16 protein-coding genes and 1 pseudogene are annotated in these 20,848 nt (G+C 57.4%); 1 reads left to right on the forward strand and 16 read right to left on the reverse strand.

The features are described 5' to 3' along the window. Positions 1-24 precede the first annotated feature (24 nt). From recQ to ACESLM_RS14655, 12 genes and pseudogenes are all read right to left on the reverse strand, one after another. Entirely contained in the window at positions 25-1,833 is a 1,809-nt protein-coding gene (recQ, locus tag ACESLM_RS14600; RefSeq protein WP_372632306.1) for a DNA helicase RecQ, read from the reverse strand. After that, on the reverse strand, positions 1,830-4,187 hold the full coding sequence (helD, locus tag ACESLM_RS14605) for an RNA polymerase recycling motor HelD (RefSeq protein ID WP_372632307.1): 2,358 nt from the start codon (positions 4,185-4,187) through the stop codon (positions 1,830-1,832). The genes recQ and helD overlap by 4 nt, the downstream gene beginning before the upstream one ends. Before the next feature lie 295 nt (positions 4,188-4,482). Next, the gene (locus ACESLM_RS14610) at positions 4,483-6,024 is read right to left on the reverse strand and encodes an S-layer homology domain-containing protein (protein ID WP_372632308.1); all 1,542 of its coding nucleotides are present in this window, start codon (positions 6,022-6,024) and stop codon (positions 4,483-4,485) included. Between the two features lie 24 nt (positions 6,025-6,048). After that, on the reverse strand, positions 6,049-9,561 hold the full coding sequence (locus ACESLM_RS14615; RefSeq protein ID WP_372632309.1) for a choice-of-anchor I family protein: 3,513 nt from the start codon (positions 9,559-9,561) through the stop codon (positions 6,049-6,051). A gap of 183 nt (positions 9,562-9,744) precedes the next feature. Further along, on the reverse strand, positions 9,745-10,011 hold the full coding sequence (locus tag ACESLM_RS14620) for a metal-sensitive transcriptional regulator (protein ID WP_372632321.1): 267 nt from the start codon (positions 10,009-10,011) through the stop codon (positions 9,745-9,747). Positions 10,012-10,092: 81 nt separating this feature from the next. Next, entirely contained in the window at positions 10,093-10,581 is a 489-nt protein-coding gene (locus ACESLM_RS14625; RefSeq protein ID WP_372632310.1) for a DsrE/DsrF/DrsH-like family protein, read from the reverse strand. 20 nt (positions 10,582-10,601) lie between these two features. Further along, positions 10,602-11,396 carry a sulfite exporter TauE/SafE family protein gene (locus tag ACESLM_RS14630; RefSeq protein ID WP_372632311.1) on the reverse strand — a complete coding sequence of 265 codons (795 nt, stop codon included), beginning with the start codon at positions 11,394-11,396 and terminating at the stop codon, positions 10,602-10,604. A gap of 37 nt (positions 11,397-11,433) precedes the next feature. Then, entirely contained in the window at positions 11,434-11,664 is a 231-nt protein-coding gene (locus tag ACESLM_RS14635) for a sulfurtransferase TusA family protein (protein ID WP_372632312.1), read from the reverse strand. Between the two features lie 13 nt (positions 11,665-11,677). After that, positions 11,678-12,799, reverse strand: a complete 1,122-nt coding sequence (locus tag ACESLM_RS14640; RefSeq protein ID WP_372632322.1) for an MBL fold metallo-hydrolase — start codon at positions 12,797-12,799, stop codon at positions 11,678-11,680. Between the two features lie 42 nt (positions 12,800-12,841). Next, a pseudogene (locus ACESLM_RS14645) lies at positions 12,842-13,390 on the reverse strand (sulfurtransferase TusA family protein); the annotation flags it as partial. A 202-nt stretch (positions 13,391-13,592) separates the two neighbouring features. Then, a complete protein-coding gene (locus ACESLM_RS14650; RefSeq protein WP_372632313.1) occupies positions 13,593-14,585 on the reverse strand; it encodes a histidinol-phosphatase HisJ family protein in 993 nt (330 codons plus the stop codon). Between the two features lie 48 nt (positions 14,586-14,633). Next, the gene (locus ACESLM_RS14655; RefSeq protein WP_372632314.1) at positions 14,634-15,455 is read right to left on the reverse strand and encodes an alkaline phosphatase family protein; all 822 of its coding nucleotides are present in this window, start codon (positions 15,453-15,455) and stop codon (positions 14,634-14,636) included. A 204-nt stretch (positions 15,456-15,659) separates the two neighbouring features. On the opposite strand from ACESLM_RS14655, the gene ACESLM_RS14660 reads away from it, so the two are divergent. Next, complete coding sequence (locus ACESLM_RS14660) at positions 15,660-17,066, forward strand: SpoVR family protein (RefSeq protein ID WP_372632315.1); 1,407 nt, start codon at positions 15,660-15,662, stop codon at positions 17,064-17,066. Between the two features lie 98 nt (positions 17,067-17,164). Here the strand turns inward: ACESLM_RS14660 and ACESLM_RS14665 are convergent, their stop codons facing one another. The 4 genes from ACESLM_RS14665 to ACESLM_RS14680 form a co-directional block, all read right to left on the reverse strand. Then, on the reverse strand, positions 17,165-17,926 hold the full coding sequence (locus ACESLM_RS14665) for a hypothetical protein (protein WP_372632316.1): 762 nt from the start codon (positions 17,924-17,926) through the stop codon (positions 17,165-17,167). A 29-nt stretch (positions 17,927-17,955) separates the two neighbouring features. Further along, on the reverse strand, positions 17,956-18,771 hold the full coding sequence (locus ACESLM_RS14670; RefSeq protein WP_372632317.1) for a carbohydrate ABC transporter permease: 816 nt from the start codon (positions 18,769-18,771) through the stop codon (positions 17,956-17,958). Position 18,772: 1 nt separating this feature from the next. Continuing rightward, complete coding sequence (locus tag ACESLM_RS14675) at positions 18,773-19,681, reverse strand: carbohydrate ABC transporter permease (protein WP_372632318.1); 909 nt, start codon at positions 19,679-19,681, stop codon at positions 18,773-18,775. Beyond that, positions 19,671-20,848, reverse strand: a 1,178-nt coding sequence (locus ACESLM_RS14680; protein WP_372632319.1) for an ABC transporter substrate-binding protein, incomplete at its 5' end; no start/stop codon positions are given. The genes ACESLM_RS14680 and ACESLM_RS14675, both read right to left, overlap by 11 nt.

Here is a 20,848-nt window from a genome sequence, read left to right on the forward strand (position 1 = left end):
TTTCGACTCAATATGGATCGTGCGCTACCGATGCTCTTGAATCAGCTCTAGAAACGCCCTGCCGTATTTCTCGTACTTGGCGGCTCCGACGCCCTTCACGCCCCGCATCTCGCGTTCCGTCTCCGGCATCGCCTCGCACATCTCCCGCAGCGTCGCATCGTGGAAAATGACGAACGGCGGCAGTCCTTCGGCATCGGCGATTCTTTTGCGCAGTTGGCGCAAGGCATTGAACAGCTCCGCGTTCGCGACCGGAGCGGACGAGCCGCCTCCGCTTCCGCGCGAGCGGTTGCGCGACGCCGGAGGGGTATCCGGCTCGACCTTCTGGTAGACTTGCGCTTCTCCGCGCATGACCGCGAGCACCGGCTCCATCAGTTGGACGACGGGATAGGCCGTATCCGACATGCGCAGGTAGCCGTCGGCCACAAGCGCGTGAATGAGCTGCACGAGCGGCTTCTCGGCCATATGCTTCAGACGGCCGTAGGACCGGAGACGATCGAAGTTGAATTGCTTGATCTTGGCGTCATTAGCGCCGCGCAGCACCTTTGCCGTCAACGTTACGCCGAAGCGCTGCTTCATCTCGGAGATGCAGGCGAAAATAAACTTCGCTTCCTCGGTCACGTCCTTGCTCTCCCGCGTATCCGTGCAGTTGCCGCACGTGCCGCAGGCTTGTCCGTTCTCTTCGCCGAAATAGCGGACGATCGCCTGCTGCAAGCAGTCGCCCGTATGCGCATACTGAACCATGTCGTTCAGCAGCCGATAATCGTTGCGCTTGCGCTCCTCGTCGGCCTCGCTCTGCTCGATGAAGAACTTCTGCGTCACGACGTCCTGAGCCGAGAACAGCAGCACGCACTCTCCCGGATCGCCGTCCCTTCCCGCACGCCCGGCTTCCTGGTAATAGGCTTCGAGATTTTTCGGCATGTTGTTGTGAATAACGTACCTGACGTTGGACTTGTCGATACCCATGCCGAAGGCGTTCGTGGCGACGATGATCTGCAGGTCGTCCCGTTGAAAAGCTTCCTGCGTCTCGCCCCGCTCTTCCTCGCTTAAGCCAGCGTGATATTTTCCGACGGAAACGCCGAGGCCGCGCACGAACGAATAGACGCTCTCCACTTCGCGGCGCGTGGAGGCATAAATGATGCCCGCTTGATCCGAATGCTCTCTTATATATCTCTCTACGAAATCCCGTTTGTCCGCGCCGCGGACGACCGACATCGCGAGATTGCTTCGCGCGTAGCCGGTCGTCACCCGAGCCGGATCGCGCAGCTTCAGCCGCTCCACGATGTCGTCCTTGACGACGTCGGTCGCGGTTGCCGTGAACGCAGCCATGACCGGGCGCGGTTCGATATCCTGCAGCACGCGGACGATCGTCATGTAGCTAGGCCGGAAATCGTGCCCCCATTGCGAGACGCAGTGGGCCTCGTCCACCGCGATCAGCGGCACTTCGAGGCGGCGGATCATCGCGCGGAACTGCTCAGACTCGAGCCGCTCGGGCGCGATATAGAGCAGCTTGTAGTGACCGGCCGCCACGTCTCTCATTCTCTCGCTCGTCTCCCGCGCGGAGAGAGAGCTGTTAATATAGGTCGCCTCGATGCCCGCCGCGTTCAGCGAATCTACTTGATCCTTCATCAGTGAGATGAGCGGAGAGACGACGATCGTCACGCCGTCCAGCAGCAGGGCCGGAATTTGGTAGCAGATCGATTTGCCCGCTCCGGTCGGCATAATGCCGAGCACGTCCCGGCCGTCCAAAATCGCTTCGATCAGCTTCTCCTGCCCGGAGCGAAAGCTGTCGTAGCCGTAATACGTTTTGAGCGCGTCAAGCGCGGCCGCTTTCATCGTTCGTCCCCCTTTGCGGGAAGCCAAGGCGATGCCTCGCCTTCCCAATAGACGTGCAGCACGTGCAAAGCCCTCGTGCATACCGTATAAAGCAGCTTGCGGTCCTTCTCCTGTCCATAACGCTTGGAGGAAGCGTTCCAGACGAGCACGGCGTCGAATTCGATTCCTTTGGCCAAATAAGCCGGCAGTACCGACACGCCCTTCGGCAATTCGGCCGAGCCGCCCGTAACGAGCGTCAGCGGAACGTCGTCCGCCAGCAGCTCCTTCAGCAGTGCCGCCGCGTCCGCGGCCTCGCTCGCCGTCTTCGTGATGACGCCGATCGTCCCATAGCCCCTTGCGAGCAGTTCGCCGATATCCGTCGATGCGCGGTCTCCCAGTTCGCCGGGGTCGGCGCAGGCGATCAGGCGCGGCGGCTCTCCGCTGCGATGAAAGGGAGAAATGTTGACCGCATCCTCCGGCGTCAGAATGCCTTTCGTGAAGTCGACGATCTGCTCGGTCGAGCGATAGCTCGTCGTCAGCCGAAGCACGGACGTCACCTCGGGCGCCATCAGCCTCGTCCAGCCGCCGAAGCCTCCGCTTTCCTGAGACTGCACGTAGATCGCCTGGTTAAAATCTCCCAGTACGGTCATTCGCGCGCGCGGATAGCGGCGGCGCAGGAACGCCGCCTGGAACGGGGAATAGTCCTGCGCTTCGTCGACGAACACGTGCTGAATGTCTCCTTCGACGCGCCGGAAGCCTTCCAACGCTTCCGACAAGTACATGAGCGGCGTCGCGTCCTCATGGTCGATTCGCTTGCGCCCGATCATCTCTTCGATGCGCAGGCTCATCCAATCCCACCCCTGAGGTAGCATTCCGTCCGGAGAACAAGAGGCGAACGCCGGGCGGCTCTCGAACAGCACCGCATAGGTCGCGACGGCATCGATGAAGCGATAGGAGCGCACCGCCTTGGCGATCGGCGCGATCGCCGCCTCGGCCACTTGACGCTTCAGCCTCAGGCTCATCTGCTCCTCGTCGTCGAACACTTCGTCATGGAAGCCGCCGCTGCGGCGAACGTCGACGTACGCGCGCTGGATGTCCTCCTGGTCGACGAGTTCGGCCGCTTCCTCCAGCCATTTCTCGCCCATCTGCGATTCCACCCACGTCTTCAGCCGCTCCAGCAGCCAGCGCTTGACCGTCGCGGCGCGCGTGGCGAAGCCGTCCGACGCCCGCACGGCGTAAAACTGCCCGGAGATCTCCTCGGCGGACGCGATCGTCATATCCCGGAACCGCAGCGTGCGGAATTGGACGCCCTCCTTCTCCAGCCGCTTCAAGTAATTTTCGACCGTAATAAAAAAATGCTCCGATCCTTTGTACTTGACCGACCGCTCGCGGGCATCTCCTTCCGGAGTTCCGTCCAGCCCGTCCAGCGCTTCCGTCTGGGCGAACAGATCCTCGACCTCGAACCGGCGTCCCAGACGGGCTTCGATCAGCTCGCGGAACGTCATCTGGCGCATATTCGCTTCGCCCAGATCGGGAAGCACGCGCGAGATGTAGCCTTTGAACACCGGGTTCGGGGAAAACAAAATGATCTGATCCGGCGTCAGCGAATCGCGGAACCGGTACAGCAAATACGCGATCCGCTGCAGGGCGGCCGAAGTTTTCCCGCTTCCCGCCGCGCCCTGCACGACGAGCAGCTTGTGCCTCTCGTCGCGGATGATGCCGTTCTGCTCCTTCTGGATCGTCGCCACGATGCTCTTCATCGCCGTATCCGAGCCCTCGGACAGCACCGCCTGCAAAATCTCGTCTCCGACCGTCTCCGACGTGTCGAACATATGCTTCATCAGGCCGCCGCGAATGACGAACTGGCGCTTCAGCTCCAGCTCGCCCTCGATCTCTCCGTCCGGAACGCGGTACGCCGCCGGCCCCGGCTCGTGATCGTAGAACAGGCTGGACACCGGTGCCCGCCAATCGTAGACGTAGAACGTCTCCCCGTCTTCGCCGATCAAGGAGGCGCGGCCGATGTAGACGACCTCCGTCTCCCCTCCCCGCTCGGCGAAATCGATGCGCGCGAAATACGGCGAATCGAACTGCTTCGTCAGCCGCTCCACCGCCTCCGAGGCGACGCGATGACTGCGCTCCCGCTCGGCCAGCACTTCGGCCTGCTGCACGATGCTGGTCCACGTCTCGGCGACTTCGGACGAATCCGAGAAGTTCATCCGCACGTCCTCCCAGAATTCCTGGCGGATGCCGACGACGTCTCCTCGCCTCTCCCCGAGCACGGCAAGCTCCTTGCGCATCCGTCTGCCGACCTGCTCCAGCACGGCCAGCAGCCGTTTTTCTTCCTCTCCCCGGGGGGTTAAGGAACTGTTCTCCATGCTTCTCGACTCCCTGCGCGTAAACTTCGTATTCTTTGTTGTAACATGCGGGGAAGTCAAACGCAACCTCTTCCAGGCGTCCTTACGACGCAAGCAAAACCGCCTTCGGCGTCCTCAGGACGATGAATGCGGTTTGTCGGAGACGATTCAGATAAGGATAGCGGATTTTATACTTGCGCAATCGTCAAAAAAACCGGACAACCCGGCATTTGAGATGCCGGACTGCCCGGTACCGCTATTCCATAAAGCTTCCGTCCGGATGAATACGCCCGTCCGCCGTTCCTGGCCGCTCCTGTCAGTTCACAACAAACCGCAGGAAGTTCTTGAACATCTGCGCTACCTCGGCGCGGCTTGCGTCTCTCTGCGGCATAAATCCGTTGTTGCTGCCGTTCAATACACCCGCCGCTGACAGTTTTCGCACCGCCGTTTCCGCCCACGAATCGATTTGGTTGTCATCGACGAAGTTTGGCAGAGAACGGTTTTCGATAAGGTCATAGCTTTTGAAATTCGCATAGTTCATCAGCATAAGCGCCATTTCCTGACGAGTGATCGCTCGCTCGGGGGCGTATTTCCCATCGCTGACACCGCTCACTATGCCGTTCTCAGCCGCCCACTGCGCAGGAGCGTGATACCATGCGCCGGGAACAACGTCGACGAATTTTCCGGAACCGCTTGGCGCATGGGCGCCTTCCAGTTTCCATAACACCGTTACAAACATCGCTCTGGTCATTCTGTCCTCCGGAGCGAACATCCCGCCGCCGTAACCGGCGAACAGACCATAGTAGTTGGCGTATGCCACTGCATCATAGTACCATGCGCCTTTAGCTATGTCTTTAAATGGGTTTGCCCAAAGCGTGACCGGTTCGTAGCCTACGACAAAATAGCTCTGATGATTGACGGCAAATGTAATCAAGCCCGTGTTCCTGTCATACACCCCGTTCAAATCGGTCAGATTTCCGTTGTCGTCCAAGTACCACGCGCGGACGGCGACAGGATTCTCGTTGGGCTTGAGCGTATACGGAAGGCTGACCATGATCGGAACGTCGATCTTCTTGTCGCCTACGAACAATTCGATGTTGACTACCGTTCCGTAGGCCTTGACTTGCGCCGTCTGCATCCCCTTAAGATCCTTCTTATCCACGATTGCCGCCTTTATCGTGACGGTTCCGCCGACCTTGGTCACGGCGCCTAGGGAAGCCAGCGTTTCCAGCGAGAGAGCGATCGACCCGACGGGAAATTTGACTGCCAAGGCAATCCCGTTCTTGCTCAACGCTTGCACGGCTTCCACGCTTAATACGGCTGTCGTCACTTCTTTTATTCCAGAAAGGTCGAGTGAGACTGCGGAATCCGCGTCGGCGATCAGAGCTTCCATCGCTTGCTTGTCCAGAACCACTGAAACTTCGCCGGTGCTGTCGTTCACCGTTACAGGAAAAGCTGCGGGGCTCCTGCCTCCGCTGTCGGGAACGGTCGTGGGCGGGGTCGTTCCTCCCTCGCTGCCGCCACTGGAAGGAACATAAGTCAGCGTCCCGGTTGCCGCCAGATCGCCGTTTCTGTCATTTACGTACACCGTATAGCTTGAACCTGTTAGCGTGATGTTGTCTGTAGCCGTAAAGCTGCCGCCAGAACTCACTGTGACGTCGGTTATTGTTTTTAGGGAACTGCCGTCAAGCAATCTGATGATGTAGGAACCCGGTGCGAATCCCGTACCCTTATAGGTTATCACGCTGTTTGAGTAGCTCGCCGTTATCGTCGGCGAATTCACGGCCGCTAACGAAAGAGGAACTGCGGCAAAGCACATCGATAATATAATCGCAAGGAGCAATATTGTTTTTTTCATTTCAGATTTTCCTCCTTGGCTATATTATTTAAGCGCCCCGTTATAAGCCTCGATTTTGCCTATAGTGGTTCCGACCAAGTCAGGAGATCCGCTCAAGAGCCACACTTCCACACCGGCATTAGGCTTGGTGTACGTGACGAATATGTCGTCCCTGCCATCGCCTCTTAAAGAAACGATACTGCTCGCAACGGTTTTTACAGCTTGCCCGCCAATAGTTGCCGTCTCTGTAACTTTGGTGAGCAGGAACATACCCGCGGTATTCGAGATATCAGCCGTGTTCACGCTGACAGCGCGCTTATAGCCGATTCCGCCTAGGCTCTCCTGGCCGATTTCAATGTTGAACACAGCATCGGAAGGACCCGTATAACCCTCGTTGATCTGCAGAACGGTAACCGTACCGGAAACTTCATTCGCTACCAGCACCATCGGCCACCCTGTAGGGCTGTCCTCGGCGGAGATGACGCTGATCCCTTCGGCGCCGAGATCATTTACATTGTCATCCATCGTTTTCGAAGGATTGCGGTTGTTAAAGTAATCTACAAATACAGGAGCCGCCGGGTTGGTGATGTCATACATCATCAACCCGCCAATACGTTCCAGGCCGATGAACGTGTAAATTTTGGAACCAACTTGAAGAACCTTTATATCTTCCGGTTCGGGGCCTTTCCGCGGGCTTCTGGCCTCCATGCCGTTAACTCTGTGGTGCGCGTTGAAAATGGTCGGGAGAACTTCAGCCGTAATCCGCTCAAAGTCGGAGCCGCTGTCATAGACACGGGACATGTCGGAAGCCTTCCAGATAGAGAAGGAGCGTCCGCCCATCGTAAAGAGGTCATCCGGCCTGTCTTTCAATACATCGCGTTCCGAGTTGATCAACCACTCGGCGCTGCCTACATTCCCGAGTCCGGGAATAGAACTGCCTTCGTTGATGTCTTTATATCCGGCCCAGTCACTGCGTGATTCTCCCTCGTTGGGGGTCAGTACGTATTGGACGCCGCCGATGTTGACAGTGGCGAGGCCGTCGGGCATATAGACGCCGAACACAGGTTCTTTCTTGATGTTGATGCTTCCGTCGTTTCTGAAATCCAGCTCGTTTCCGGGCTGACTATGATCTTTAAATCCCAGGCCTTTAATCGAAGTGAACGTCTTGGTAGCCATATCAAATGTCGCAACCGCGTTTGCTTCCTGCAGGGAAACATACGCCGTTAAGTTATCCTTGGAGAACGCGATGTACTCCGGTTCCAGATCCACCGAGGGTGCGGTGCCTGCTTTCAGAAGCACAAGGTCGGTCACCAGCTGCGCCCGCGCTTCAGGAGCGTCGTAATTGTCAAAATAAACGGTGGTCAACTTATCGGTCGCAAGGTTTTTAAGGTCGTTAGGATTGTTTGCGCTGCGCAGGTCGACGATCGTGACCGAGCCCTTGGGGTCGACCGACCCAGGTCCAAAATTTCTGCGCTCACCCTCGTTGGCGGTCATCGCATAATTGTTGTCGGGGCTGAAGCCGATCATATCAGGCTGGATTCCGGCCTCGTAATGCGCGATATAGTTGCCGTCGTAATCCAAAAATACGATATAGCCGCTTTTGTCGTAATCCGGGTGCTGTACGCTGACGGCAACTGCCTTCAGGCGCGTGTTGATGGACACGCTGGTCATGTCGCCGGCCGAAAAACCGTTTGCCGTTCCAATCGAGGCCATATTAACGCGTTTCTCATAGGCATAGGAGTTAAGCTGCCCCGCCTTAATATCGGCAAGAGATACGATGTCCAACGCCTGTATTGTACCGCTAATAACATACATTTTTTGGTTGTCCTTATTATACGCCACGATTTCGGCTACGCCGCCGTCCGGATGCTTATCGCCGACCGAATAACTGCCCAGATGGGTCAGCATCGTGCTGTAAGTAGCGGGAAGCGCCGAGGTGATTGCGAAGCTTCTGCTCGCAGAACCGGAATATCCGCCGCCCGGCTTCGCCGTGACGGTAACTTGCGCAGTTGTCCCCACATTAGTGTTGTTGCTGTATGAAAGGGTGTAGTGCTCACCTTCAATAAGAGGCGTGCCTCCGTCGGTTACTATCACTGCGGGTTCAATGGGGGCGCCCTTGAAGGCTTGTCCAGCTATTGCCGAGATCATGGATTCCGTGAGGGGCGTTCCGCCGCTGCCTATCGCATCGCCGGTGATGACGATGTCGTTGATGGAAGTGTTGCCGTTTTTGGTGCCACTTATCGCACTGTCTACCAGGTAAACTCTGAGATATACTTCGTCCTTGTCGTTCAGTTCCGCCGGAAGAGAAAAATCAGTGTAAACCGGACGAAGATCGGAATAAGCATCGGTGGCGGCTTCTTTGGGAGCGTTGATCTTGGAGCCCGCAATAGGCGTAAACGGGCCAGTCGGGTTGCCTATGCTGTAGGCAAGCGCGAAGGATTCGGGGCCGCTTTTCGTGGATTTCTGCGAGCTGGAGAACTTGATGTTCTCGTAACCTGCGGTTTTGAATTGAATTTGGAACGCCGAAGCGTTGGCAACAGAAGCGTCTGCGTCCACCATTGCAGAGTCTGCCGACTGCCAGCCGTTTGCTGACAGAGAGCCATTGTTGAGGACAACAGGCGTCCTGTTGCTGCCGGCATATCCGATCAGAACCTGTTGATTCTCGCTCCACGCGGTCAGTTTGAAATTGTCCGGGTACAACCCGCCGGTAGCGGTAAAATGGGAAGTGCCCGGAATAACCTCATAGTCAAAAGCGGCTGCGGCGTTATTCGCCTCAACCTTTAAACCCATCAGTTCCGTGTTGACTGCACCGCCCGCTGTCGCATCGCCGGTGATGACGATGTCGTTGATGGAAGTGTTGCCGTTTTTGGTACCGCTTACCGCACTGTCTACCAGGTAGACTCTGAGATATACTTCGTCCTTGTCGTTCAGTTCCGCCGGAAGAGGAAAATCAGTGTAAGCCGGACGAAGATCGGAATAAGCATCGGTGGCGGCTTCTTTGGGAGCGTTTATCTTGGAGCCCGCAATAGGCGTAAACGGGCCTGCTGGGTTGTCTATGCTGTAGGCAAGCGCGAAGGATTCGGGGCCGCTTTTCGTGGATTTCTGCGAGCTGGAGAACTTGATGTTCTCGTAACCTGCGGTTTTGAATTGAATTTGGAACGCCGAGGCGTTGGCAACAGAAGCGTCTGCGTCCACCATTGCAGAGTCTGCCGACTGCCAGCCGTTTGCTGACAGAGAGCCATTGTTGAGGACAACAGGCGTCCTGTTGCTGCCGGCATATCCGATCAGAACCTGCTGATTCTCGCTCCATGCGGTCAGTCTGGAATCGTTCCGAAACTCGCCGGAAGTTGCAGTGAAATGAGAAGATCCCGGAATCACCGCACGGTCATATTCAGCAGCGGCGTTGGACGCCAGGTAGACCATGTTCGCCAGAGCCGTTCCTGACGGCGTGCTGGCCTGGAGGAACGGCGCTGTTCCCGTAAACAAGCCTAATGTCATGCATACAGTCAGCACCCACGATAAAACGCGTTTTGGTTTGAATATGCTCATTTTTTCCATATCGATGTACACTCCCCTGGCAAACTGTTTTTCCCAGTGTACAAGCACTGCATTAACACGAATCCCTGACAATTGTAAAACCCATGTTAAACTTTCGGGGGCCGATTCAGACAAAAAATGGCGATGCTGAGGGAGTTTATCCCCGCATCGCCATTTCTGATCTTCGATCTATGGCTGTCTTCGTCACCGACTCTTAACGAGAAGCTCGACCGCCTGCTGGACCATCTTCTTCGTATCCCCGCCCGAAGCCTGCTCCTGAACAATGCATTTCTCCAGATTCTCGGCCACGATCGTCGCGATTGCTTTGTCGGCGGCGCTGCGGACGGCGGACAGTTGGGTGATGACGTCTTTGCAATCCTTGCGTTCCTCCATCAGCCGCAGCACCCCGCGAACTTGTCCTTCCAGCCTTCTCAGCCTCTTTTTCACATCGTCGTTGTATTCGTAAGCCAATTCCATCGCCCCCTTCGCCTTGTCGACGCGCTTAATACCTGCATGGGTATATTATAGTCCAAAAAAGAAAGCCGTGCCAAGTCAGATAAACAGATTAACCTTGGCCCTGGTCGCGTCTCCGAGATAAGCGCCCACTCCCGCCAATTCCATGCCGTCGATCAACTCCTCGCGCTTCAGACCGAGCAGATCCATCGTCATCGTGCAAGCGACCAGCTTGACTCCTTGCTCCTGTGCCAGTTCGATCAATTGTGGAAGGGCGAGCGCGTTGTGCTTCTTCATGACGTGCTTGATCATCGCCGGCCCCATACCCAGCATGTTCATCTTGGACAGACCGAGCTTGTTCGCTCCCCGCGGCATCTTCCAACCGAACATTTTCTCCAGCAAGCCCTTGTCGGTCTTGACGACCTCGTCCTTGCGCATCGCGTTAAGCCCCCAGAAGGTGAAAAAAATCGTCACGTCATGATCGTAAGCGGCCGCCCCGTTGGCAATAATGAAAGCCGCGATCGCCTTGTCCAGCTCTCCGCTGAACAGCACGATCGTCGTTCGCTCCTTGTCCGTCGTAACTTCCATGAATTGAATTCCCCCTATCGTTAAAATAATAAGTCCGTCCATATTTTCACGACCGTAGCCGAGATAAGCGCGATTAACATCCATTGCAGCGTCTTCGTGCCGATCTTCTTGCTCATCCTCGCCCCGATCGGGGCCGCGATCAAGCTCGCGACGATCATGATGACGGAAGGCCAAAACGGCATGTGGCCGCCCATCAGCTTGCCCGCCGTCGAGCCGATCGACGAGACGAACGTAATGACGAGGGAGGAAGCGATCGCGACTCTCGTCGGAATACGCAAGATGACGAGCATAACCGGCACGGTGATGAACGCCCCCGCGGCCCCGACGATGCCGGACACGATTCCGATCGCCAAGGAGAGCGCGAACGCGAGCGGCCGGTTGAATTTCAGCCCGGCGGCATCGCCCCCGCCTTCATCCGCCCGTTTCGGGAAGAACATCATCACGGCCGCTATAAGCGCCAAGACGGCATAGGTCGCATTAATAACGGAGTCGGACAGCCACTGCGAACCGTAACCTCCGGCGAAGCCGCCCGCCACGATCGCCGTTCCCATCACGACGACGAGCGGCTTGTGGATGTAGCCTCCCTTGCGGAATACGAGCGCTCCGGAGAGCGTCGCGAAAAACACCTGAATCGCGCTCATCGCCGACACCTGCTGGGCGGTAAAGGCCGCAAAGCCAAGCGCCGGCGGAATGTAGAGCAGCATCGGATACTTGATGATCGAGCCTCCGATGCCGACCATGCCCGAGATCATCGAGCCGACAAAACCGATTGCCAGCAGCAGCGCAGCCAAACCCGGGTCCAGGTCAAACGCCATCGCATCGAACACCTCCCTTGTGCGGCGCGCGTACGCCTCAGCCCTTCCGGATCAGAAAACGGAAGACGCCGTTCATTTCTTCGTGCGAAATCCATTCGTTCGGGGACTGTTTGACCCATGCCTGGAAGTCATTCAAAGCCCCCCGATCCGTCACCAGCAGCTCCAGCACTTGTCCCGCCTGCATCCCGTCGAGCGCTCTCTTCGCCTTGACGAGCGGCATCGGACAAGCAAGACCTTTCGTATCCACCGTCAAATCGATATTAGCCATGTTCGTGTTCCTCCTATTTGTCGTGAATGGCGCAGCGGTTCGGTCCGATTTCCATTTCCCGCTGTTCTTCCTCGTCAGGGGTCAAACGCCCCATGTTGGTCTGGCGAATCTGTTTGTAGGCATTCGGCTGAGGGGGCAAATCCGCCGTGACGGCATTGTCGAAAGCCGTCTCGTCCGCGATGTTCAGTCCCGGATTGTTCGCGTACAAATCCCCCAGCTTCGCCGACACGCTCCCGTCCTCGGCGAGCTCTTCGGGTTGTCCGTAGTGAGCCGGCAGCACGATCAGGCGGTCGGGCAGCCTTTTGTAGGTTTCGTACAGCGTTCTGCGCAGATCCCCCGACCAAGCTTCGGCTTGACCGGCCAAATCCGGACGGCCGATCGAGACCGTGAACAGAATGTCCCCGCTCAGCAAATACCGGTCGTCGACAATAAGCGAAGTGCTTCCGATCGTATGCCCCGGGGAGTATATCGGCTGAATCGAGATTTCCGAGCGGCCGACCTTGATCGCGCGTCCTTCCTTCAGCGGCTCGTAGGAGAACACGACTTCATCCGCGTCCTTGGCGGGCAGCCAGTAGGTCGCTCCGGCCTCTTCGGCGATTTTCCGCCCGCCGGAAATATGATCCGCATGCAGATGGGTGTCGATCGTATGCCGAATGAACGCTCCCTTCTCTTCCGCGAATCGGGCGAGCGCACCGGTCATGCGGGGCGCATCCACGACGGCAGCTTCGCCTTCCGAGACGATCATATACGACAAGCAGCCCTTGCCCGGCCGGACGAACTGATACAGCTCGCCGCCTCCGTTCAAGTCTCCGATCTTGACCGGCTCCAGATGCTCGCTCCAGGCTTTCATGCCGCCTTCCAGGTAACGGACGGAGTTGCGGCCGGCTTCGGCGAGTTGATCGGCGACGAAACGGGAAGAGCCTTCCTTGGCGCAGGCGACCAGTATCGTTCCCTCTTCAGGCAGATAAGGCAGAGCGGGCTCGACGCCTTCCAGCAGTTCGAAGTAAGGAACGTTGGCGCTCGCGATGCTGGGTCCTTCGATTTTCCAATCCGCGTAAGCGTCGCCGTTGCGAACGTCCAGAATAAACAGAGGCGAGCGGGCGATCATCGCACGCGCCACCTCCCCGGGCGACATCGGGGCGGCTTGGCGGCTGCGCGTTCCGTCCGCCCACCCGGACATTCCCGGCACGACGTTGATCGCGCTGAAGCGATGCTCCTGAAGCATCCGGCAAGCCATTGCGCTCCTTCTGCCGGTACGGCATACGACGTAGATCCGATGGCTGCGATCCAGCTCGCCGAGCCGGTTCTCCAGCTCTCCGAACGGAATGGAGATCGCGCCGGGGATGTGGCCGAAGGCGAACTCCGCCGGCTCGCGGACGTCCAAGATCGTCAGCTTTCCACGGTCTGCGGCGGACTCGAGCAGTTCGCGAAGCGCCTCGTTCCCGATTGCCGGAGAGAACGGCTCTTCCTCGAGCGCCTCTTCCGCCGAAGCTTTGCGAATATAATGCTTCAGCACCCCCTCTTCGCGCAGCGTGCCCAAATACTGGTGTCCGGTTCCCTTGGCCCAGCCCTGCAGATCGGCGAGCGACCCTTCGTCCGTCGCCTGGACCTCGATCACTTCTCCCGGCTTTAACGTTTCCATCGCTTGCTTCGTTCTGACGACAGGCATCGGGCAAGCCAGCCCTTTGCAATCCAACGCTTGATTCGCAACGACTGAACGCGTCATCCTCCAAGCCCCCTTCTAAATACCCCATATGGTATATTTGAATGTATAAAATTATACCCTGTAGGGTATGTTATAGATCATAAAGACAAATCGCGCATTTGTCAACAGCTTTCCGAAAACGCCGTACGAGCCGACGTCCCCGCACACGAAAAAGCCGCCCCAAGCTCCGGAGAAGGGAGCGGGCGGCTTGCGACGATTCGCGTTACAGCGGCAACGTCAGCCGTTTTCTTTTCTCAAAATAGACGATTTCCGTATAGCCCGTCCGCTTGGCAAGCTCGGCCGCTTCGTCCAGCAAAGTGCCGATGTCGTCCGGGTAGTGGGAGTCGGAGCTGAGCGTGATCGGAACGCCGTGCTCGCGCAGCTTGGCCAGAAGACTCGGACTCGGGCACATCTCCTTGACCGGATAACGGTAGGCGAGACCCGTATTGATCTCCGTCGCCACGCCTGCCCGCTTCAGCGCCGCGGCGAGGTCGTCGTACAAGTCGATCAGCAGGCTCTCGTCCGGCCTGTAGCCGAACACCTTCAAGTTGTCGAGATGCGCGATCATATCGAACAATCCGGAGTTGGCCGCCTGCTTGACGTGCTCGAACGCATATTTGTACAGCTCCAGCAAATCTTTGCTCTCGTAAATCTCTTTCACTTCCGGGTTGTCGAACCCCCAGCCGTCCAGGAAATGCACGCTTCCGATGACGTAATCGAGCTCGTACCGATCCAGCAGCGCCTTCAGCTCCGCCTCTCCGCCCGGGAAATAATCGGCCTCCACGCCGATGGACAGCGGATGCCCTTTGGCCTGCATGTTGCGCGCCGCGCCCAGAAACTCCTCGATCGAGCACAGCCGCACTCTGTCGAACCAATAACGCTGCAGCCGTCCCAGCTCGCTGTCGTCCATCAGAATAAATTTTTCATAATAGCCGCGAAACTCTTCGAACCGGTACAGATGGTCGACCATGCCGAAGCGCTCGATGCCTTTTTTCCGACCTTCGATCAAATAAGCTTCCATCCATCTTTCCGCAAAGCCGCCCTCGTCGATCCGTTGCTTCAGACGCTCGATCTGACCCTCCATCCACTGCAGCGTATTGCGGTCCCCGCGCGGCTCCGGCTCTCCCGGCACGACTTCCAGCGCCTTGGCCGTTCTCTGCAGCCAGTTAAAGGAGTAAGGCCCCTCCTCCAGATGAAAATGGAAATCGACTTTCATTGCCCTTCCTCCTTGTGCGCAGCCCCGAGGGCTCCTCTGCTCCGAGCTTTAATCCGCGAAGCCCGGAATCGGACCGGGAGTCATGACCGCAGTCGGCTCTACGCCCAGCAGCTTGCACACCATCGGTGTAACGAGAAGCTGCGGCAAGTATTCGTCGGTATAGACGCCCGGGGCGAACGACGGACTGATCGCGAACAGGGGAACGTCCCGTTCCGCCGCGCCGGTTCCGCCGTGATGGCCGAATTCGTTCATGCCGTGATCCGCGGTAATGACGATATGATAGCCTTCCGACATCCAAATTGGCAATAGCTGAGCCAAAATATTGTCCACGCCGAGCGTGCGGCCGCGGTATTGCGCCGAATCCGACGTGAACTTATGTCCTGCGTCGTCGATATTCATCGAATGAATGTACAGTAAATCCGGATCGTACGTTCTTCTCAAATATTCCGCGTCGAGAAACAGATGCGAGTCCGGGTAGACGTCGTCGAAGTAAAATTTCCCGTGCTGAATCGGCCTGTCCAAGTCGTGCTGCTCGCGGTCCGTCAAATAGTCGAACGGAGCGCTGTTGTACAGCTCGCTTACCCAGTGATAGGCGGCGGCGGCCGTCGTCAGCCCTTTCTCCCTCGCCAGATGGAACAAGCTCTTGTTATGGGACAATCGGACGACTTGGTTGGAGGTGATGCCGTTCTGCCAGCTCGGAGTTCCCGTCAAAAGCACTTCGTACAGAGGCCGGGACAGGCTGGGCAGCTCGGACTTGACTTTGTACAGCGCCGCTTTCCCTTTCTCCACCAGATGATAGACGTATCCAAGCTGGGCTACCGCGGTGTCGTAACGCAATCCATCCAGAACGACAAATATGACTTTGGACAAGCAGAAAACCTCCTGTTGTGTTTTCCTGTTTTTAGTTGTATTGTTTCCTGTATTATACCTGTCCAAAGATTAACGAATCAACAAGTTTACGTTAAATAAATGTTAAAAATAAGAGCCCCCCAATGTACCAAGCACACTCCCGCCGGTTCCCACATATACATAAGGTGGTGAAATTTTTGTTCATGACAGGGGGCTTGGCTTAACATGATACGCGAAGAGGAACAACTTGAGCTGGAGACGGCGATTGCGGACATTACGAAAATTGCGGAACGATTCGAGCTCGATTTCTATCCGATGAGGTACGAGATCTGTCCGGCGGACATCATCTATACCTTCGGCGCTTACGGCATGCCGACACGATTCAGCCACTGGAGCTTCGGCAAGACGTTTAACCGGATGAAAATGCAGTACGACCTCGGTCTCAGCAAAATTTACGAGCTCGTCATCAACTCCAATCCGTGCTACGCCTTTCTGCTGGACGGCAACTCCTTGGTGCAGAACAAGCTGATCGTCGCCCACGTGCTCGCCCACTGCGACTTCTTCAAGAACAACGCCCGCTTCTCCGTCTCCAACCGCAATATGGTGGAGAGCATGTCCGCCGCCGCGGAGCGCATCAGCGGATACGAGATCGAATACGGCACGGCGGAGGTCGAACGCTTCCTCGATGCGGTCATGGCGATCCAGGAGCACGTCGACCCCGTCATCCGCAAGCCGTACGGCCTCGACCGCAAGCATTACATGGAGACGCAGCAGCGCCGGGAGAAGAAGGAGAGAAACGCGGGCCGCCTCTCCTCCCCGTACGACGACCTGTGGGATCTCGAGAGCTACGAAGCGAACGGACAGAGCAAGGCGGATCAGGAGGAGAACGACGTTCCGAAACGTTTTCCGGTCAGCCCGGAGAAGGACATCGTCTGGTTCATCCAGCAATTTTCTCCTGTGCTCGAAGACTGGCAGCGCGATATCATGAGCATCATCCGCGAGGAGATGCTGTACTTCTGGCCGCAGATCGAGACGAAGATCATGAACGAAGGCTGGGCTTCGTACTGGCATCAGAGAATCATGCGCGAGCTGCCGCTGACGAGCGAGGAGACGGTCGAATACGCCAAGTTGAATTCGGCGGTCGTGCAGCCTTCCAAGCATTCGCTTAATCCGTACTATCTCGGGCTTAAAATATTCGAGGACATCGAGAAGAGGTTCGGGCGCGAGAAAATATTCGAGGTGCGCGAGCTCGATTCCGACGCCTCCTTCCTGCGCAACTACTTGACGAAGGAGCTGACGGAGGAGCTGGATTTGTACATTTTCGAGAAAAAGGGGCAAGAGTGGAAAATTACCGACAAAGGCTGGGAGAACGTGCGCGATCAGCTCGTCTTCTCCCGCGTGAACGGCGGCTTCCCCTATCTGGAGGTGACGGACGCCGACTATCAGCGGACCGGCGAGCTATATGTGACGCATCGATACGAAGGTACCGAACTCGACCTCAAATACGTGGAACGGACGCTGCCTTATCTCGTGTCTCTATGGGGCAAGAACGTGCATCTGGAGACGTTCTGCGATGACAAAAAGGTGCTGTTCACATGCGACGGCAAGAAGACGAACCGGCGCAGCGCGTAACGAGCGGCGAGAGGGGGCTTACCCGTAAGCGAAACTTCGCTTGCTTACGGGAAGCCCCCTAAAGTGTTATTCAGGAGAGACGAGCGATTTCCATTTTCTCACGACCCGTTCGCCTCCCTCTCCGCAAGAGCGGCAAAGTCCTTCACGGCAAAGACGTCCCGAAAATCGTTCATATGATAGTGGTGCTGGTAGACGAGCTCGGAGACGTCCAGCTCGATTGTCATCTCCAATTCCCGGTTGATCCGGCGCAGCGTGTCGTACAGAGCGATTACTTCCTCCGGACTGTGCGGTCCGACCCAGTGATACCCGAGCGAGACGTGCGGCACGAACAACTCGCCAAGCGGATAGACAGCTTCCAGCCTATCGAACAGATCGATGAGCAGCTCGCAGTCCTCTTTCGCTTCGGGCACGAACTTAAGACCGATAATGTCCTTCCCTCCGGTGCTGACGCCGAGCGCCCTCATGCGAATAGAGCGCTCTCCGAATTGCGCGGCGATCCGTTGAAATTCGGCCTTCACCCGAGGCTCCGTCCGCTCGATGCTGTGTTGGATCCTTTCGTCGTCGCCGGCAACGTTGTACGCGTTGCTCAGCGCGTGAATCGTCAGATGGTAAGTATGCGGGTCGAGCGCGACGAACCGGCCTCCGTGCTTCTCGAACAGATGGTCGCTAACATCCAGGCAAATTTTGCGATCGTTGTCCGACAGCATAATGACCGTGGTCGCCCCGTAGAACGGCATCATCTCTCCGTCTGCGGTCACCTTTCGGAGCAGCCGGTCCGATACGGTCCACGGCAGCGGCAGATCGTTCATCTGCCGCTCGAACAAAGAAATCAAGCGATCCGAATAAGTTCGATAATCCAACTGCAATCCACTCCTCCTGCGTAATGCCGTCATTTGACGGCTCCGTCCGTCAAACCGGAAATAAAGTACTTTTGCAGTGCCAGGAACGCCACGGTGACCGGGATGACAGCCATAACCGCTGCCGCGGACGCCGAGCCGAAATCCGACGAAGTGTCGGAGAAGAAGCGTGAGATCGCCAGTGTGACCGTCTGGTTGTGCGGCTTCTGCAAGAAGTAAAGCGGAAACTCGTAGTCGTTCCACACTTTGAGTCCTTTCAGAATCAGCACGGCGGCGGTCACCGGCTTGAGCTGCGGCAGCACGATGCTGTAGAACAGTCTGAAGTGCCCGCATCCGTCCACCTTGGCCGCCTCGTCCAGCTCTCGCGGAATCGTGCGGATAAAGTTGGCGTACAGGAAAATGCTCAGCGGCAAATTGTACGTCGTCAGCACAAGAACGATGCCCCAGTTGGCGTTGATCGCGCCGAAATCGCGCATGACCGCGTACAGCGGGACGATAACGCTCAACGTCGGAACCATCATGACGCCGAGAATGACGTTCATCCAAAGCCGGTTCAGCCGGGAATGAATTCTTGCCAGCGGGTAAGCCGAGACGGACCCGATGACGACGAGCAATACAGCGGTCGATACGGTGAGGACCAAAGTGTTGCCGAACGCTCTCGGGAGATTGCTTTCGAGCAGCGCGCTCTTGAAGTGATCCAGGTAAACGTAATCCGGCAGTCTCCATCGGGAAGACAGATCGGTCGTCCGCTTGAAGGCGACGGACGCCGCGATGTACAGCGGCAGCAGATGAATGACGGCGAGAGCTAGCCCGAGCGGAGGCAGCGCCAGCTTGCGAATACGGCTCATCTCAGTGCTCGACCTCCCTCTTGCGCAAAAATCGGTTAACCGCGATCGTAATCGCCATAATGGTCAGAAACAGCGCGATGCCCAGCGTCGCGGAATAGCCGGCGTTCTGACTGGTGAAGTACAAGTAGTTGATCATCGTCGACACCGAATGAGTGCTGAAGCCCGGCCCTCCGCCGGTCAGCGCCATGACGAGATCGAACAGCTGCAAGCCCCCGATCAGCTTAAGCGTCGCGTTCGTGATAATCGCCGGCGCCAGCAGCGGCAGCGTAATATGTCGAAATCGGCTCCACACCCGAACTCCGTCCATCTCGGCGGCTTCGTAATACGTCTGAGGAATCGTCTGCAGGCCGGCCAGATAGATGACCATGGCTTGTCCGACGTATTGCAGCGACGTAATGAACAGAATCAGTCCGACCGCCCGGCGGGGATCGGCCAGCCAGTCGACGCGCGCCAGCCCGAGCGCGAGCATCAGATCGTTTAGCGCCCCGCCGCTGTATTGCAGCATGAAATACCAGATATAACCCATGATCAAGCCGGAGATCATCACCGGCAAATAGATCGCGGCCCTCGCCAGCGTTCTTCCCGCGAACTTCCGGTTCAACAGCAGCGCGTACAGCAGCCCCCATACGTTCTGGATTACGGCGGAGCCGACTCCGTAAATGATCGTATTGACGAAGGCGGTGCGGATGTTCGAGTCGGAGAACAGCTTCCGGTAATTGTCCCATCCGATGAAGGAATAGTTCTGGGAATAACCGTTCCAATCCGTGAACGAGATCCTCACACCGCTAATCAGCGGGTAGAAGACGAACAGGCCGAAAAGAACGACCGCCGGCGCGTACATCGCGGCAATCTGGAGCCGATCGGCCAGTCGGCTTCGATTCAAGCCGCCGACGCTGACATTACTTCGCATTCGACAGTCGCGTATAATCTTCGCTCATCGCGGCGATGACCTGGACGGCATCCATCGTACCTGCCAGCAGGCCGGAACCGACATTGCCCAGCGTCGTGAACATGCCGTTCGGAAGATACTGCCGATCGAAATGATTGGAGACTGGCGCGTCCTCATATTGATCGAACACTCCTTGCAGCGTGCCGAGATCGACTTCGACGCCATTCAGTCCGGCAGGCAGCGAGTAGGCTTCGGCGATTTTGCGCACGTTGTCGGGCTGGGCCAAGTAATCGATGAGTGCGAGCGCCTGCTCCGGATGTTTCGTGTCCTTCCAGACGCCGACGGAATCCCGTTCCCCGCTGATCAGGAACGGCTTGGCGCTCGCATCCCCGACCGGAATGCGCATCATCGACACGTCGGCGTCGGGATTCAGCTTCTTGATCTCGGCGATCGTCTGGTTCGATTGGAAGGCGAAGGCGACGTTGTTTTTGGCGAATTCAGAGTAGATCGTCGCCTTGTCGGCCGTCAAATAATCGGCATTAAAATAGCCTTGCTCCTTCAGGTTCAGGACGAAATCGGTCACGGCGCCAAACTCCTTCCAGTCGAACGAACCCTGCTCGAAGGCGCTCTTATGGCTGTTCCCGCTCTGCACGAGCAGCGACAGGGAGACGCGGCTGAGCATGCCGGCGATGTCGGACTGCTCCTTGCCGGCTACGGCGATCGGCGTATAGCCGGCTTTCTTGATCGCCTCGCATGCGGCCAGAAACTGCTCCCATGTCTCGGGAACGGACAAGCCGAGCTGCTGCAAAATCGTTTTACTGTAGATCATCCCGCTGACGTCGATGTCCATCGGCAGCGCCAGCAGATGGCCCCCGGCATCGGTAACGACCGGCTTGATCGAATCCGCGACCTGCCCCGCCCACGCCCGGTCTCCGAGCGGCAGCAAATATTCTCCGAATCTGCGCACGGACCAGCCGGCCGTCGAGAACAAATCGGGCATGTCGTTGTTCGCCATTCTGGCCGTCATCAGCGTGTTAAAATCTTTGCCGAGCTCGGCTAGCTCTACGGTAATGCCCGGATGGCTGTCATTAAACCCGACGACGATCTCTTTGAACGCTTCCAGCGTCCCGCCCGATGCGTTGGTCGAGAATTCGAGCGTAACCGGCTGCTTGGAAGGCGAGGGCGAAG

Origin of the sequence: Cohnella sp., from assembly GCF_041641335.1 — a bacterium.
Lineage (GTDB): Bacteria > Bacillota > Bacilli > Paenibacillales > Paenibacillaceae > Cohnella.

Excerpts from the sequence above, each read along its gene's own strand:
- recQ (WP_372632306.1), bottom strand. The coding sequence starts at position 1,833 with ATGAAAGCGGCCGCGCTTGACGCGCTCAAAACGTATTACGGCTACGAC.
- helD (WP_372632307.1), bottom strand. The coding sequence starts at position 4,187 with ATGGAGAACAGTTCCTTAACCCCCCGGGGAGAGGAAGAAAAACGGCTG.
- ACESLM_RS14610 (WP_372632308.1), bottom strand. The coding sequence starts at position 6,024 with ATGAAAAAAACAATATTGCTCCTTGCGATTATATTATCGATGTGCTTT.
- ACESLM_RS14615 (WP_372632309.1), bottom strand. The coding sequence starts at position 9,561 with ATGGAAAAAATGAGCATATTCAAACCAAAACGCGTTTTATCGTGGGTG.
- ACESLM_RS14625 (WP_372632310.1), bottom strand. The coding sequence starts at position 10,581 with ATGGAAGTTACGACGGACAAGGAGCGAACGACGATCGTGCTGTTCAGC.
- ACESLM_RS14630 (WP_372632311.1), bottom strand. The coding sequence starts at position 11,396 with ATGGCGTTTGACCTGGACCCGGGTTTGGCTGCGCTGCTGCTGGCAATC.
- ACESLM_RS14635 (WP_372632312.1), bottom strand. The coding sequence starts at position 11,664 with ATGGCTAATATCGATTTGACGGTGGATACGAAAGGTCTTGCTTGTCCG.
- ACESLM_RS14640 (WP_372632322.1), bottom strand. The coding sequence starts at position 12,799 with ATGTCGCCCGGGGAGGTGGCGCGTGCGATGATCGCCCGCTCGCCTCTG.
- ACESLM_RS14650 (WP_372632313.1), bottom strand. The coding sequence starts at position 14,585 with ATGAAAGTCGATTTCCATTTTCATCTGGAGGAGGGGCCTTACTCCTTT.
- ACESLM_RS14660 (WP_372632315.1), top strand. The coding sequence starts at position 15,660 with ATGATACGCGAAGAGGAACAACTTGAGCTGGAGACGGCGATTGCGGAC.
- ACESLM_RS14670 (WP_372632317.1), bottom strand. The coding sequence starts at position 18,771 with ATGAGCCGTATTCGCAAGCTGGCGCTGCCTCCGCTCGGGCTAGCTCTC.
- ACESLM_RS14675 (WP_372632318.1), bottom strand. The coding sequence starts at position 19,681 with ATGCGAAGTAATGTCAGCGTCGGCGGCTTGAATCGAAGCCGACTGGCC.